Origin of the sequence: Bacillus sp. 5mfcol3.1, assembly GCF_900114335.1 — a bacterium.
GTDB classification, from domain to species: Bacteria; Bacillota; Bacilli; order Bacillales; family Bacillaceae_G; genus Bacillus_A; species Bacillus_A thuringiensis_S.
In genome coordinates this window covers 1-14,152 of record NZ_FOST01000011.1, presented here as the reverse complement: position 1 = coordinate 14,152, position 14,152 = coordinate 1, and the positions used below count along the sequence as shown (strand labels likewise).

Sequence of the window (14,152 nt, the reverse complement as noted above, 5' to 3'; positions counted from 1 at the left end):
TATAACGAAAAGCATTCAGAATGAAACTACTTATGTAAAATGATGGCACCTTTTAGAGTACAAAAAGCCGAGGAATGTCTCCTCGGCTACCGTAGCATAGAAAGTATCTTACAACTACTGGTTTCGTTTCATTAATTGCTGTTCTGCAATTTCTATAGCACGTTTCACCATGTTACCAGCATCTTTCGCACGAATTCCGCCCCATCCTTCTTTCTGAACAACATCATAAAAGCCAAGCTCTTTTGCTAGCTCTTCTTTAAATTGGTTTGACATGACACCTCTTCGTCTACTCAATGCAGAGTCCCTCCTTATTTTGCTACGGTATAGTTAGTATGCAAAATAATATAGCTTTTCATTTATGGGAATATATGTAATGATATATGGATTATAAAATGACCTCATCATGAGGGTCTCCATAAAATGTTAACTCTACTGTCTCTGTTAAAACATCTGCATAACTATAAGATACACGTTGCAACGCATCTTCTTGTTGATCCAATTGTACAACAAAAACAGAACGGTATGTTTCTGCTAGTACACCTGATTGCTCCACAGTTTTTCTTCTTCCACTATTTGCTTTTAACATAAGTCGCTGTCCAAGATGGTGATCTAATTCGCTTTTAATTTCATCTAAACGTTTTGACATATACTTCGCTACACCTCGCTGTAATTTAGATTGAACACTTAAAACACGATATATCTATCCTAATTATTAACCTCGATTCACAGCTAATATCATCTTGCGTTTGAATAGATAGAAGAAATACTATATTGTAAAAGTATCATTACGTAGTCTGTACGTTCTTGTCTCTTTTTATCCAAATTCATTTAAATCCTTCCATACAAAAAAGCAAGATACATATGTACCCTGCTTACTCCTCGTAATGTTGAAAAGGTAATCCCGTTCGTAAAATCCCTCTCGTTTCAATTCCACCTAGTCCCTTTTCACCAGTAATTGTATTACGTACGACATCCCATACATTGACTCTCTCCATAAATGAAGTAAAACTAATTTTACCAACTACATATACAGGATCTAGTGCATGAATATTAATTCTAGATGGTGAACTAGCGAAATTGGCCCCTGCACGAATTAGTGCCTCAAAGTGCGATTGACATGCCCCAGCAAAAATAACAAGTTGATCCAATGATGGATATTTTTTTCGCACTTCTCGAACAGCCTGTACAAAATGCCTTGAATGCCTATATGCCGCTAAATCTCCCTTCACTCCTTTCGATTTTGTATATGCATCATGCCCCGTAATAACGAGAATGTCTGGGCGAAAGTGATCTATTAAGTCTACTACTTTTTCATGCATCTCCGTTTCTTTACAATGAATACCTTGTACAGGAACGCCAATTTTGTTATATAAGTCTAAGCACTTGCGCAAATATAAAGGGTCTCCATCTATATGCAATACACGTCCCGGCATTTGAAAATAATTCACCTCACTTGTGTATCCACCAGTTGAAGTATGTTCATGCCTTTGTTTCATTAACACATAATCTTGTTGAAACAAACGATACGTGCGCTCCATTGTTTCTTTCTCACGCTTCACCCTTTTTTTATGTTCTCGTTGATCTATACTAATTAAATCTTCAAGTGGCGCATCCGCCACCAGTCTAATTTCCTCTCCAAACAATATAGCTATCTCGCCTTTTATTTCTATAATACGAAAAAGAATATCCCTCTTATGAGAATATCGTTCCACTAATTCTCCAACATGTAAAGCCATTCTCCTACCTCCAAACTCATTAGGCCATCTTACCTGTTTTTAAAATATGAATTTAGAGGGAGAAAGGTGACAAAAGGGACAGTTCAAGTTGAACTGTCCCTTTCATATTCTTATGATAATTTATGAAGAACCAATGCATTACTTAATGTTGCAAACTCTTCAATAGATAGCGTTTCGCCTCTTCGCTTTGGATCAATTCCTACTTCTGTTAAAATTCGATCCAATAATTCCTTATCTTTCGGGAAACCATTTAAATTATTTGATAAATTATTCATCAAAGTTTTACGGCGCTGTGCGAAACTTGCTCGTACTACTTCAAAGAAGAATGTTTCATCTGTCACCTCTACAACCGGTTTCGGACGCTTTAGAAGGCGAATAATTGCAGAATCAACATTTGGCTGTGGTACAAACACTGTACGCGGTACAGTCATAACTGTTTCAACTTCTGTATAATACTGAATAGCAATCGATAAAGAACCATACTCTTTCGTTCCAGGTTTAGCAGCTAAACGATCTCCAACTTCTTTTTGCATCATAACAACAAATCCACGAACTGGTAACTTTTCTTCAAGCAATTTAAATAAAATTGGCGTTGTAATATAGTATGGCAAGTTAGCTACTACCATTACATCTTGCCCTTCTTCAAATTGCTCATTAAATACTTCATGTACATCCGCTTTTAGTACGTCTTTATTAATAACTGTAACGTTACCATATGGTGCTAACGTCTCATCTAAAATTGGTAATAGTCTTTGATCAATTTCAAAAGCCACTACTTTTTTAGCACGCTTCGCTAATTGCTCTGTTAATGCACCGATACCTGGTCCAATTTCAATTGCACCACTTTCTGAACCAATTTCTGCATGATCGACAATACGATTTAATACATTTGTATCAATTAAAAAGTTTTGTCCTAAACTTTTTTTGAATGAAAATCCATACTTTTCAACAATGTCTTTTGTACGATTTGGCGTTGCGATATCCTTCATTTTTTTTCCTCCTGTATTACTTGCTTATAAGCTTCTCCAAATGATTCCTTTGAAACTTGAAACATCTGTAATCGTTTATGTAACTGTTTTGCATTTGTATAACCAATCTTTAATAGCTTACCCATTCTTTCTCTGCGGCTCTTTGCCATTTCTCCGCCCACTAAGCCTGCATCGACTAAATCACTCCAACTAATTTCACTTGTATAAGCTTCCATTTCTTCATGTATATTCTCTAGAGCACGGCGAATCGACTCATTAGAAGCATGTTCGATCCCAACTCCCTTTTTCCTTTTAGCAAGCGCTTCTTCCTTCGGTAAAAAGGCATGCTTACAGCCGGGAACCTTGTCAGAAATAATTTTTCGAATACGCTCTCCAGGATAATCTGGATCTGTGAAAATAATAACGCCCCTTTTTTGCTGCGCTAATTTAACTTGCTCAATAACATGATCACCGATTGCTGAACCGTTCGTTTCAATTGTATCCGCATCAACAGCACGCTTAATCGCAACTGTATCATCTTTACCTTCTACAACGATAATCTCTTTTATTTTCATGCTTGCCTCCACACTCGTTTCGTCTCTACTTAGTAAAACAAAAAAATGACGACTTTTCCATTATTATTTTCCTCATTCTTATATTTTAAAAAATAGAATAGAAAAATCTTTGTTCTCTGTCCTTATTGTAACACTTCATCATTCACATTTATTTTCTTCATCACTTCTACTAGTGTTTTTTCAAAATAAAAAAGAACAGGTTTCCCCATTCTTTTTTATTCAACACCAAATAAAGCTTTTGCATTTTTGGTTGTCATTTCTGCTACTTCCTCATAAGAAACACCTTTTAAATTCGCAATTTCTTCTGCTACGAGTTTTACATAACTCGGTTCATTTCGTTTCCCTCGAAATGGATGCGGCGTTAGATATGGACAATCCGTCTCTATTAACAATTTCTCTAATGGAATCTCCGTAGCAACCTCTTTCGGCTTTTTAGCGTTTTTAAATGTAACTGGTCCGCCTAACGAAATTAGAAAGTTCATATCAACACATCGCTCTGCTACTTCTACGCTGCCGCTAAAACAATGCATAATGCCTCCTACTTCAGCTGCATTCTCTTCTTCTAGAATATCAACAATATCTTGAGTTGCATCGCGATTATGTATAATAATCGGCAATTTCACTTTTTTCGCTAATGCAATTTGTTTACGAAATACTTCTTTCTGTATTTCTTTTGGAGACTTATCCCAATGATAATCTAAACCCATTTCTCCAAGTGCAACGACTTTAGGATGAGAAGCAAGTTCTTCTAACCAAGCTAAATGTTCTTCTGTCATGTCAATTGCATCAACTGGATGCCATCCAACCGCAGCGTAAATAAAATCATAAGCTTCAGCTAATTCCATCGCCTTTTTTATCGTTACTTCATCAAAACCAACAACAACTGTATAAGTAACTCCCGCTTCTTTCATTCGGGCAATAACTTCTTGCAAATCTTCTTCAAATTGCTCTGCATTCAAATGCGAATGTGTATCAAACAACATAATACATAACTCCTTTTATATTGAAATCCAGTTTATTCTACAAAAATAAGTTCTTTAATAACTTAACGATAACAATACTACAATCTTAATGCAAAAATAGAGAATGTAAAAAGAAAAAAGACGCTTCACACATGTTACACGTGAAACATCTCTTTTCTTGTCTTAATTACTTGATTTTTGTACCATTTGGTAGATTTTGGTCAATTGATGCTAATGACAATACGCCATTCTCTTCACCCGCTAAAATCATACCTTGCGATAATTCACCGCGTAATTTTACAGGTTTTAAGTTTGTTACACAAATAACCTTTTTACCTTTTAGGTCTTCTGGCGAATAGAATTTTGCAATTCCAGAAACAACTTGACGCTTTTCTGTGCCTAAGTCTAGTTGAATTTTTAACAACTTGTCTGCTTTTTTCACAGGTTCAGCAGATAGTACTTCAGCTACGCGTAATTCTACTTTAAAGAAATCATCAATTGTAATTTCTTCTGCCTTCGGCTCTTCTTCTTTTTTCTCTTCTACTTTAGGGGCAGAGCTTTTCATTTGTTCTTTAATGTACTCTACTTCCACTTCTATTTCTAAACGAGGGAAAATCGGGTTTCCTTTTTCTACTTTTGTTCCAGCTGGAATACAGCCAATTGTAGATAGACTTTCCCAAGATTTATGAGCCTCATCAGTAAGGCCAAGCTGAGCAAACATCTTGCTTGGTGCTACTGTTAAGAATGGCATAAGCATAATACCTGTTTGACGAAGTACTTCTGCTAAATGAGCCATTACGGAAGCTAACTTTTCACGATCATTCTCATCTTTTGCTAATACCCATGGTTGTGTTTCATCAATATATTTATTCGTACGACTAACCAATTGCCAAATAGATCCTAACGCTACAGAGAACTCCATATTCTCCATTGCTTCTTCTACTTTTTTCAAAGTATCTTGTGCAAACGCTACTAACGTTTCATCAAATTCTGTTACATTTGCTTTAAATGCAGGGATTTCTCCGTTAAAGTACTTATCAATCATAGCTACTGTACGATTTAATAAATTACCTAAGTCATTTGCTAAGTCGAAATTAATACGCTCCACAAATCCTTCTGGTGTAAATACGCCATCAGATCCAAATGGAACTTCACGAAGTAAGTAATAACGTAATGCATCCAATCCATAACGATCGATTAATGTAACTGGATCTACTACGTTTCCTTTTGACTTACTCATCTTTCCATCCTTCATTAAAATCCAGCCATGAGCAAAGACTTTCTTTGGAAGAGGTAAATCTAATGCCATTAAAATTATCGGCCAATAAATTGTATGGAAACGAACGATTTCTTTCCCAACTAAATGCACATCTGCAGGCCAGAATTTTTTATATTTCTCTTCATTTGCTGTTCCATAACCTAACGCCGTAATATAGTTAGATAATGCGTCAACCCATACGTAAATAACGTGTTTTGGGTTACCAGGAACACGAACTCCCCAGTCAAATGAAGTACGAGAAACTGCTAAATCTTCTAATCCTGGTTTAATAAAATTATTAATCATTTCATTTTTACGAGACTCCGGCTGAATGAAATGTGGATTATCTTCATAGAACTTTAATAGTCTGTCGACATATTTACCCATTCTAAAGAAATAAGATTCTTCACGAACAAGTTCTACATCATGACCACTATCTGGGCTTTTCCCTCCAACTACTTTGTCACCTTCCATAATTGGATCTACTAATTGATGCTCTGTATAGAACGTCTCATCTTGTACAGAATACCAACCTTCATATTCATCAAGATAAATGTCACCTTGATCTACTAATTGCTTAAAGATTTTTTCGACAACATCTTTATGACGATCTTCAGTTGTACGAATAAAATCATCATAAGAAATATCCATCTTCTCCCAAAGCTCTTTAATTCCTGCAACAATATTATCAACATATGCCTGTGGCGTAATATTTAACTCTTCTGCTTTCTTTTGGATCTTCTGTCCATGCTCATCAGTTCCTGTTAAATAATGCACATTATATCCTTGCATACGCTTATATCGTGCCATCGCATCTCCTGCTACTGTCGTATAAGCATGTCCAATGTGTAATTTTCCACTTGGATAATAAATTGGGGTAGTAATATAAAAGGACTTATTTTCCTCTGTCATTGTTTTGGACCTCCCGAATAACCTCATATGTATTTATAAACAGTATATCAAAAACTCATATATAAAGTGAAACTTTAATCAGTGGGGTTTTTCTTCATCCCCACTGATTATTAGCCCACATCAATCGGGCTTTTACGAGCAGCCCGAATCTCACTTATCTTCTTTAAGCCAACCTAATTTTGAATTCTGGGTCTTAATGCTCGATATCTTTATCATCTATTGCTCATATTTCAAAAAAATATACAATCTCCACTTGAAATTTGTTATTTTTTTCTGAAAATATTGTAAATAATTGTGGAATTTCCTCTCAATCTATTATATATAAGAAATAAGAAATCTATAAATCTTTTTAAAAAATATAGAATTTAAGAATTGACGGAAATGTAAATGATTGGTATCATATGTCCATAGGGTATTTTGTCGAAAAATGACGAATCTAAAAATAGACTCGAAACTTATAAACTATTTATTTAGGAGGAAAAAAATTATGAAATCTACTGGTATTGTTCGTAAAGTTGATGAATTAGGTCGTGTAGTAATTCCAATCGAATTACGCCGTACTTTAGGTATTGCAGAAAAGGACGCTCTTGAAATCTATGTTGATGACGAAAAAATCATCTTAAAGAAATATAAACCAAACATGACTTGCCAAGTAACTGGTGAAGTATCTGACGGTAACCTTTCTTTAGCTGAAGGTAAAATCATCTTAAGCAAAGAAGGCGCTGAGCAAATCTTAAACGAACTTCAAGATTATATCGAAACAGCAAAATAAGCTTCTCAATTATGAGAAGCTTATTTTTTATCGACATGATAGATTTGATATACATCTCTTTTCGACAAATCTCGATCTTTAGCGACTGTTTTAATCGCTTCTTTTGAATTCATACCTTTTTCATTTATATAGTGTTCAATATGATCATATACTGAAAGAGATTCCCACCATTGTTCTTCTGGAGCAGGTTCTTCTGTTGAACCAGCTACTAAAATACAAAACTCACCACGTACTTCATTTTGCTTCGTCCACTCAATTGCTTCTTGAATTGTCCCTCGAATAAATTCCTCAAATTTTTTCGTTAACTCTCGACACAATACAATCTCTCTATTTCCCAACACTTCCTGCATCGAAATTAAAGTATCATCTAAACGATGAGGCGCTTCATAAAACATCATTGTAGTTTGTACATAACGAAGCTTTTCTAACTCCATCTTCCGTTCCTTTTTGTTTCTCTGCAAGAAACCATAGAAATAAAACTGCTTTGTTTCAAGACCGGATGCAATTAATGCTGTAAGGGCTGCATTTGCTCCAGGAAGCGGAATTACATGATATTGCTCAGCTACTGCCTCAACAACAATATCGTAACCCGGATCAGAAATACACGGCATACCAGCGTCACTAACAAGTGCTACATTCTTTCCATCCTCTAACTTCTCTAATATTCTCTTTCCACTTACTTCTTTATTATGCTCATGATAACTCGTGACAGGTGTTTCAATTTCAAAATAATTACAAAGTTTTTTCGTTTGTCTCGTATCTTCAGCAGCAATTAAATCAACTTCTTTTAAAATTCGGATTGCACGAAATGTCATATCTTCTAAATTTCCAATAGGAGTTGGTACTAAATATAAAACTCCCTTTTCATTTTGTTGAAAGCTTTTTTGTTGCCACATAGCGTTCTCCTTTTTGCATATATGCCTCTTTTTGTTTTCTCGTTAATTGCTTAAAGTAATACTCCGCTTGCATAGCTGTACGCTTATCATCATGGGTCTCTACATATTTTAAAACGACAGGAAGCCTGACGCGTGTATACTTAGCTCCTTTGCCGCTATTATGAGTCTGTATTCGTTTTTCTATATGGTTTGTATATCCAGCATAATAACTTCCATCAGAGCACTCTACCACATAAAAAAAATGCTTATTCTTCTCCATATAAAATTGAACGTATCTCCTTTGTATATTCGTTATTGTTCTCATATACAACGAGAGGTGGTAAAATTTTTAAATCTGCATTTCCATCCTTAATTCCTTCAATTAACAATGTATTTGCTTCTTTTCCAACCTTAGGATAAACAAATCGCACACGCTTTGGTTCAATTTTATATTTACGCATTAATGTGACAATGTCGAGTAATCGCCCTGGACGATGTACAAACGCCACTTTCCCACCTTGTTTTACTAACTGACTACTTGCAGATACAACATCTTCTAATGTACACATAATTTCATGACGAGCTATCGCTAAATGTTCATTCATATTTTTCTCTGAAGTTTGAGGTGTTTGAAAATATGGTGGATTACATGTAACAACATCATATTGATGACGTCCGAGTTTCTCTGGCATATCTTTCAAATCTCCATGTATGAGGTGAATTCTTTCTTCCAGCCCATTATATTGAACACTTCTTACTCCCATATCATATAAGCGTTCTTGAATTTCCACACCAGTAATCTTTCCTTTTGTTCTTGTACTTAATAGAAGGGGGACAACTGCGTTACCTGTACACAAATCAAGTAAATTCCCCTTTTGAATTGGTACCCATGCAAAATCTGCCAGTAAAACAGCATCTAAAGAAAAATTAAATACTGATGGGCTTTGTATAATCTTCATGTCTTGCGCTAATAAGTAATCTAAACGTTCATCTTCATATAAATTCATATACTGCTCCTTTTCTTACCCTTAACCTACCCTATTTCATGTATAAAAAATTACCTTTCCAATTATAATTGGAAAGGTAATTTCACTTTTTATTTAAGAATGACAGACAGAACAAACAATCTCCCTCTTTACGTACACTTCCATAATGTAGATTGCAAATATGAAAACCTTCTTGATACAGTCTCGCTAAATTGTCATAGCCTTCACCAATATCTGTTTTCGGCTTCACTTCTTTACGCTTTTGAGTTTTTTGTTTTTCTTTATTCTGCACTTCTTCAAAACGGTGTCGCAAATTGTTATTTTCCATTTTTATATGCTGGTTTTCTTCCAACAACTCTGCAAGATGCTGTTTTAACTCTCCCAACTGTTTGTATAAATGTCCAATTTGCTCTTCCATACTAGAAACCGATTCAAAAATATCTTTTTTCTCCACAAGCACCCACCTCATTAATCTGTGGTTTGACTCGAAACGACCCCTTTATTCACTAACTCATCTAACGTATATTCTACTATCCGTTCCTTGTCTACTAGTTCCACTTGAATTAATCTTTCTAAAATATTTAATCCGATCACACGGCCAGTACCATGCGGGGTTTGTATACGTTGATCTAAATCAGGAAGTTGTTCCTTTGCTGCCTCATATTCATCATTCTCATATTTTAAGCAACACATTAAGCGACCACATAAACCAGAGATTTTTGCAGGATTTAATGATAAATTTTGATCCTTTGCCATTTTAATGGATACAGGTTCAAAATCTCCTAAAAAAGTAGAACAACAAAGCATACGACCACATGGACCAATACCACCTAGCATCTTCGCTTCATCACGAACACCAATTTGTCTTAGTTCAATTCTTGTTCTAAAAATTGCCGCTAAGTCCTTCACTAGTTCGCGGAAATCAATCCGACCATCCGCAGTAAAATAGAAAATAATCTTATTACGATCGAATGTATACTCTACATCTACAAGTTTCATATCAAGATTATGCTCTACTACCTTTTGCTGACAGACTTGATATGCTTCTTTTGCAGCATGTTTGTTCTCTTCAACAATGGTACGATCATTTTCATTTGCAATACGAATAACCTTTTTTAGCGGTAATACAACGTCGTTTTCATCAACTTGCTTTTTGGTAATAACTACTTTTCCGTATTCAATACCTCTTACCGTTTCTACAATAACAAACTCATTTTCAGAGATATCGAACTGATTTGGATCAAAGTAATATACCTTTCCGGCCTTCTTAAAGCGAACACCTACTACATCATACAAAACGGTCATCCCTCCTGCAACCGCAACACTAACTGTTCGAACACAAGCTGCGCATTTACATTAGCGTTGATTCTATTTTTTGCCTCTAATATATTAAAGAGAGCTGATACAATGCGCTTCTGAGCATAGGAAAACGATTCAAACATCTCTTTCTGCTCATGAAAAACAAGACGATCTTCTTCTCCAAGTTGAACATATAGTAAATCCTTATAAATAAGGAGTAACATATCTAACCCTTGCTGTAATTGTTCTTTCTCTCCAAAGTGTTTTCCCCATTTTTCTTGTACAAAAAAAATAGAGGTTTTATCTTTTTCGAGCGCTTCACATAATTTTATCACTAAAGCTCGTGCTTGTGCAAACCATTCATCACTACATAAAGCTAAAGCTTCATCAAAACTATTTGTGAGTTGAGCAGCAAGTGTCGATAAAGATGCTGTAATACCTTCTTCCTGTAATCTTCTAATTAAAGATTCTGTAGGTAACGGTCTAAACGTAACAACTTGGCAACGAGATAAAATCGTATTTAAAATTTGATGACTTTGTTCAGTAAGTAAAATAGCGGTTGTATCACTACTTGGTTCTTCTAAAAATTTCAAAAGTGTATTTGCCGCATTTGCCGTCATACGATCTGCGTGCTCAATAATATATAATTTTTTATTTGCCTCTAATCCTGTTTTTGAAAACTCTTCTTGTAAATCATGAATTTGCTGCTTCTTAATAGATAATCCGTCTGGTTTTACAATATGTAAGTTAGGGTGGTTACCTGAATCAATTCGCTTACAATTTGTGCATACATGACAGGGCTCTACTCCATTCCGCTGAGAACAGAGGAAACTCTTTGCCATTTGAATTGCTGTCGCAAACTTTCCCGTACCTTTCCCTCCCTCTAACAAGTAAGCGTGGGATATACGCTCTTTTGCAATGCTATTCATCAACATTTTTACACCGATGGGTTGTATAGCAGAAAGCTGCTCCCACGTCTTCATCATAATGCATACCTCACTTATTTCATTCTTTCCTTCTATTATAACAATTTATCTTCTATAATCTGAACAACTTCTTCTATAAGTTTTTCCATCGGCTGATCAGCATTTACCAATACAATACGCTCCGAGAAACGTTCTACAACTTGTAAATACCCTTCGCGCACACGTTTATGGAAAGAGATATCTTCCATATCTAGTCGATTTACTTCACGTCCTGCATCTTTTTCAATCCGAGCCAAGCCAACCTCAGGCTCAATGTCTAGATAAATTGTTAAACTAGGCATACAGTCCTCTGTTGCGAAACGATTTATTTCAAATACCTTATCCATACCCAATCCTCTTGCATAGCCTTGATATGCTAAAGAACTATCTATAAAACGATCACATAACACGAGATAGTTCTCATTAAGTGCTGGCATAACTTTTTCTACTAAATGTTGTCTGCGCGCAGCAGCATAAAGAAGCGCTTCTGTACGTGCTTCCATCATCGTATATTCTTGTTTATGTAAAATCGTCCTAATGTCCTCAGAAATTGCAATACCACCTGGTTCCCTTGTCGCCATTACCTTTTGTGCTTTTTGTTCAAAATATGGCAATAAGCTTTTAATTAACGTTGTTTTACCTGAACCTTCTGGGCCTTCAATTGTTACAAATAATCCCTTCATCCTAAAACCTACTTTCTATATCATACACTTTCATATATTTCGTATTACCTTGAAAACGAGCTCCTGCTCTCTCTAAATACATAATTTGCTCTTTATGCTCTGAAGTAATTCTCTCTCCATACATAACCAATGGAATCCCAGGTGGATACGGAATCACCATTTCCGCCGCTATCATTCCAACAGCCTCTTCTATAGATACTATCCTTGTTCCATATCTTTCTAGTTGTTTATACGTATACGGCAACGGAGAGAATTCACCTTTATAAGTATAACGAATAGATTCCCTCTTGTCTTTCACGTCATAATGTTGCAATGCTACTCGGATCATCTCTATAACCTTCATATACCCCTCATTTGCTTGCAGGGGTAAAATAAATAGGACATTGTACGGATCAGCCATCTCTGTATATATACCGACCTTTTCAAATACGGACTGTAATTCGTACCCTGATAACTGACAACGAGTTTGTACGGTAACCTTTAACTCGTCTTGCAACGGATATTCTAAAATGGCGATTTGGGGAATAGAACGTAACCGTTCCTTAAATCTCCGTAAAAACTCAACAATTTCACCATGACCTTCTTCTTTTATACGCGCCATTGTAAAGCGTGCTATATCCAAGGAAGCCATAATTGGATACGATGGACTACTAGATTGTAGCATACTTAAATAAGTAGTAACCTTCTCTTCGTCTACTAAGTGACTATTTATATGTAAATAGGAACCCATTGTCATTGCGGGTAATGTCTTATGTGCAGAATGCACTACAATATCTGCACCATATGTTAACGCTGATTTCGGGAATGGTTCTCCTAAACAAAGATGTGCCCCATGTGCCTCATCTATCAAAACAGGGATTTCATGTGCATGTGCAAAAGCGATGCTTGCCTCTAAATCCATCCCCATACCATAATAATTAGGATGCGTTAGAATGAGTGCTTTCGCATTTGGATATTTTCCAATTGCTTTCTTAATAATTTCATTACGAACTCCCACTGGTACATTATAAGTTTCATCAATCCATGGATCTAAAAAAATGGGATTTGCTCCCGCTAGTTTTAAACCATTAATAATTGATTTATGACAATTTCTTTGTACAAGAACAATATCATGTTCCCCACAACAAGACAAAATCATCGCTAAGTTCCCGACTGTTGAACCATTAATTAAAAAATAACTTTTCTTTGTATCATACACTTCAGCCAATAATTGTTGTGCCTCATCTATACATTCAAACGGACTATGCAAATCATCTAGTCCTGCTAACTCAGTTACATCAATAGATAGAATATCTTTAAACTCTCTTATTGCCTTCTGAGGGAAGTTTAAACCATTCTTATGACCTGGGACATGAAAGGATAACGGCCCTCTTTCTTTAAACTCGATTAACGCCTCATATAAAGGCATATGATTTTGATTCATCTACATCTCTTCCTTATTATTCATTCTCCATCTATTATACAGAACAAAAAAAATAATAGGCATATGCCTATTTAAAAATATGATACTTCTAATTTTCGAAGTTGCTTTAAATAATGTATATATTTCGGATCATCTGTCTCTGTATTCACCATATCCTTTTCACATTCATAACATATTAAATTATTATAAACATATATACCTTCTTTTCTTTTTGCCTCACAAACAATACAAACTTCACTTTGTAATTTCATAACCTTCCCTCCCTATTTAAGTGAACCTATTTTATACTTCTAATCCTTAACAATTTCCAGAAAAATATACACCCATCTCTTATATAATATGATTAACTCTTGGGCAACGTGTTTGTATTACCATTACTTCTTTCCCATTCTTTTTAACAATACAAAAAAACACAAGTCAAAAGACTTGTGTTTTTAGTTGCTTGGCGACGTCCTACTCTCACAGGGACAAGGTCCCAACTACCATCGGCGCTAGAGAGCTTAACTTCCGTGTTCGGTATGGGAACGGGTGTGACCTCTCTGCCATCATCACCAAACTATGAAGGCATATTCCTTCAAAACTAGATAACATTGCTACATATTATATGGTTAAGTCCTCGATCTATTAGTATTCGTCAGCTCCACATGTCACCATGCTTCCACCTCGAACCTATCAACCTGATCATCTTTCAGGGATCTTACTAGCTTACGCTATGGGAAATCTCATCTTGAGGGGGGC

The 14,152-nt window shown here is 35.6% G+C and carries 17 protein-coding genes and 2 rRNA genes; 1 reads left to right on the top strand and 18 read right to left on the bottom strand.

The window, feature by feature from the left end; translation table 11 throughout:
- Positions 1 to 114: 114 nt before the first annotated feature.
- From BM089_RS27420 to metG, 7 genes are all read right to left on the bottom strand, one after another.
- Positions 115 to 273, bottom strand: a complete 159-nt coding sequence (locus BM089_RS27420; RefSeq protein ID WP_000070633.1) for a small, acid-soluble spore protein, alpha/beta type — start codon at positions 271 to 273, stop codon at positions 115 to 117.
- A 112-nt stretch (positions 274 to 385) separates the two neighbouring features.
- Positions 386 to 646, bottom strand: coding sequence for a biofilm formation stimulator Veg (locus tag BM089_RS27415; protein WP_000044346.1), 261 nt, complete (start codon positions 644 to 646; stop codon positions 386 to 388).
- A gap of 226 nt (positions 647 to 872) precedes the next feature.
- Positions 873 to 1,736, bottom strand: a complete 864-nt coding sequence (yabG, locus tag BM089_RS27410) for a sporulation peptidase YabG (protein WP_001173734.1) — start codon at positions 1,734 to 1,736, stop codon at positions 873 to 875.
- 110 nt (positions 1,737 to 1,846) lie between these two features.
- Positions 1,847 to 2,725 carry a 16S rRNA (adenine(1518)-N(6)/adenine(1519)-N(6))-dimethyltransferase RsmA gene (gene rsmA / locus BM089_RS27405; protein ID WP_000651548.1) on the bottom strand — a complete coding sequence of 293 codons (879 nt, stop codon included), beginning with the start codon at positions 2,723 to 2,725 and terminating at the stop codon, positions 1,847 to 1,849.
- Positions 2,722 to 3,279: a ribonuclease M5 gene (gene rnmV, locus BM089_RS27400; protein ID WP_000692837.1), complete on the bottom strand. Its 558-nt coding sequence runs from the start codon at positions 3,277 to 3,279 to the stop codon at positions 2,722 to 2,724. Before rnmV ends, rsmA begins: the two co-directional genes overlap by 4 nt.
- Positions 3,280 to 3,494: 215 nt before the next feature.
- On the bottom strand, positions 3,495 to 4,262 hold the full coding sequence (locus BM089_RS27395) for a TatD family hydrolase (RefSeq protein WP_000895840.1): 768 nt from the start codon (positions 4,260 to 4,262) through the stop codon (positions 3,495 to 3,497).
- A gap of 166 nt (positions 4,263 to 4,428) precedes the next feature.
- Positions 4,429 to 6,438: a methionine--tRNA ligase gene (gene metG / locus BM089_RS27390; protein WP_071713453.1), complete on the bottom strand. Its 2,010-nt coding sequence runs from the start codon at positions 6,436 to 6,438 to the stop codon at positions 4,429 to 4,431.
- Between the two features lie 460 nt (positions 6,439 to 6,898).
- On the opposite strand from metG, the gene BM089_RS27385 reads away from it, so the two are divergent.
- Complete coding sequence (locus tag BM089_RS27385) at positions 6,899 to 7,183, top strand: AbrB/MazE/SpoVT family DNA-binding domain-containing protein (protein WP_000843036.1); 285 nt, start codon at positions 6,899 to 6,901, stop codon at positions 7,181 to 7,183.
- A 20-nt stretch (positions 7,184 to 7,203) separates the two neighbouring features.
- Here the strand turns inward: BM089_RS27385 and rsmI are convergent, their stop codons facing one another.
- The 11 genes from rsmI to BM089_RS27330 all read right to left on the bottom strand — a co-directional run.
- Complete coding sequence (gene rsmI, locus BM089_RS27380; protein WP_000267824.1) at positions 7,204 to 8,079, bottom strand: 16S rRNA (cytidine(1402)-2'-O)-methyltransferase; 876 nt, start codon at positions 8,077 to 8,079, stop codon at positions 7,204 to 7,206.
- Positions 8,048 to 8,338 (bottom strand): GIY-YIG nuclease family protein, encoded by a 291-nt coding sequence (locus BM089_RS27375; protein ID WP_000414350.1) that lies wholly within the window; start codon positions 8,336 to 8,338, stop codon positions 8,048 to 8,050. Before BM089_RS27375 ends, rsmI begins: the two co-directional genes overlap by 32 nt.
- Entirely contained in the window at positions 8,325 to 9,065 is a 741-nt protein-coding gene (locus BM089_RS27370; RefSeq protein ID WP_001055355.1) for a tRNA1(Val) (adenine(37)-N6)-methyltransferase, read from the bottom strand. The genes BM089_RS27375 and BM089_RS27370 overlap by 14 nt, the downstream gene beginning before the upstream one ends.
- Positions 9,066 to 9,147: 82 nt before the next feature.
- The gene (yabA, locus tag BM089_RS27365; protein ID WP_000412063.1) at positions 9,148 to 9,498 is read right to left on the bottom strand and encodes a DNA replication initiation control protein YabA; all 351 of its coding nucleotides are present in this window, start codon (positions 9,496 to 9,498) and stop codon (positions 9,148 to 9,150) included.
- A 14-nt stretch (positions 9,499 to 9,512) separates the two neighbouring features.
- Positions 9,513 to 10,340, bottom strand: coding sequence for a PSP1 domain-containing protein (locus BM089_RS27360; RefSeq protein ID WP_000272429.1), 828 nt, complete (start codon positions 10,338 to 10,340; stop codon positions 9,513 to 9,515).
- Positions 10,341 to 10,345: 5 nt separating this feature from the next.
- A complete protein-coding gene (gene holB / locus BM089_RS27355) occupies positions 10,346 to 11,329 on the bottom strand; it encodes a DNA polymerase III subunit delta' (protein ID WP_000978578.1) in 984 nt (327 codons plus the stop codon).
- Positions 11,330 to 11,364: 35 nt separating this feature from the next.
- Positions 11,365 to 11,991: a dTMP kinase gene (gene tmk / locus BM089_RS27350; RefSeq protein WP_000677220.1), complete on the bottom strand. Its 627-nt coding sequence runs from the start codon at positions 11,989 to 11,991 to the stop codon at positions 11,365 to 11,367.
- Position 11,992: 1 nt separating this feature from the next.
- Positions 11,993 to 13,414: an aminotransferase class I/II-fold pyridoxal phosphate-dependent enzyme gene (locus BM089_RS27345; RefSeq protein ID WP_001073004.1), complete on the bottom strand. Its 1,422-nt coding sequence runs from the start codon at positions 13,412 to 13,414 to the stop codon at positions 11,993 to 11,995.
- A 71-nt stretch (positions 13,415 to 13,485) separates the two neighbouring features.
- Positions 13,486 to 13,665 (bottom strand): sigma factor G inhibitor Gin, encoded by a 180-nt coding sequence (locus BM089_RS27340; RefSeq protein WP_090978606.1) that lies wholly within the window; start codon positions 13,663 to 13,665, stop codon positions 13,486 to 13,488.
- A 189-nt stretch (positions 13,666 to 13,854) separates the two neighbouring features.
- A 5S ribosomal RNA gene (rrf, locus tag BM089_RS27335) occupies positions 13,855 to 13,970 on the bottom strand.
- Between the two features lie 48 nt (positions 13,971 to 14,018).
- Positions 14,019 to 14,152: ribosomal RNA gene (locus BM089_RS27330) — 23S ribosomal RNA — on the bottom strand; the annotation flags it as partial.

Coding starts and splice junctions, on each gene's coding strand:
- BM089_RS27420 (WP_000070633.1), bottom strand. CDS start 273: ATGTCAAACCAATTTAAAGAAGAGCTAGCAAAAGAGCTTGGCTTTTAT.
- BM089_RS27415 (WP_000044346.1), bottom strand. CDS start 646: ATGTCAAAACGTTTAGATGAAATTAAAAGCGAATTAGATCACCATCTT.
- yabG (WP_001173734.1), bottom strand. CDS start 1,736: ATGGCTTTACATGTTGGAGAATTAGTGGAACGATATTCTCATAAGAGG.
- rsmA (WP_000651548.1), bottom strand. CDS start 2,725: ATGAAGGATATCGCAACGCCAAATCGTACAAAAGACATTGTTGAAAAG.
- rnmV (WP_000692837.1), bottom strand. CDS start 3,279: ATGAAAATAAAAGAGATTATCGTTGTAGAAGGTAAAGATGATACAGTT.
- BM089_RS27395 (WP_000895840.1), bottom strand. CDS start 4,262: ATGTTGTTTGATACACATTCGCATTTGAATGCAGAGCAATTTGAAGAA.
- metG (WP_071713453.1), bottom strand. CDS start 6,438: ATGAGGTTATTCGGGAGGTCCAAAACAATGACAGAGGAAAATAAGTCC.
- BM089_RS27385 (WP_000843036.1), top strand. CDS start 6,899: ATGAAATCTACTGGTATTGTTCGTAAAGTTGATGAATTAGGTCGTGTA.
- rsmI (WP_000267824.1), bottom strand. CDS start 8,079: ATGTGGCAACAAAAAAGCTTTCAACAAAATGAAAAGGGAGTTTTATAT.
- BM089_RS27375 (WP_000414350.1), bottom strand. CDS start 8,338: ATGGAGAAGAATAAGCATTTTTTTTATGTGGTAGAGTGCTCTGATGGA.
- BM089_RS27370 (WP_001055355.1), bottom strand. CDS start 9,065: ATGAATTTATATGAAGATGAACGTTTAGATTACTTATTAGCGCAAGAC.
- holB (WP_000978578.1), bottom strand. CDS start 11,329: ATGATGAAGACGTGGGAGCAGCTTTCTGCTATACAACCCATCGGTGTA.
- tmk (WP_000677220.1), bottom strand. CDS start 11,991: ATGAAGGGATTATTTGTAACAATTGAAGGCCCAGAAGGTTCAGGTAAA.
- BM089_RS27345 (WP_001073004.1), bottom strand. CDS start 13,414: ATGAATCAAAATCATATGCCTTTATATGAGGCGTTAATCGAGTTTAAA.
- BM089_RS27340 (WP_090978606.1), bottom strand. CDS start 13,665: ATGAAATTACAAAGTGAAGTTTGTATTGTTTGTGAGGCAAAAAGAAAA.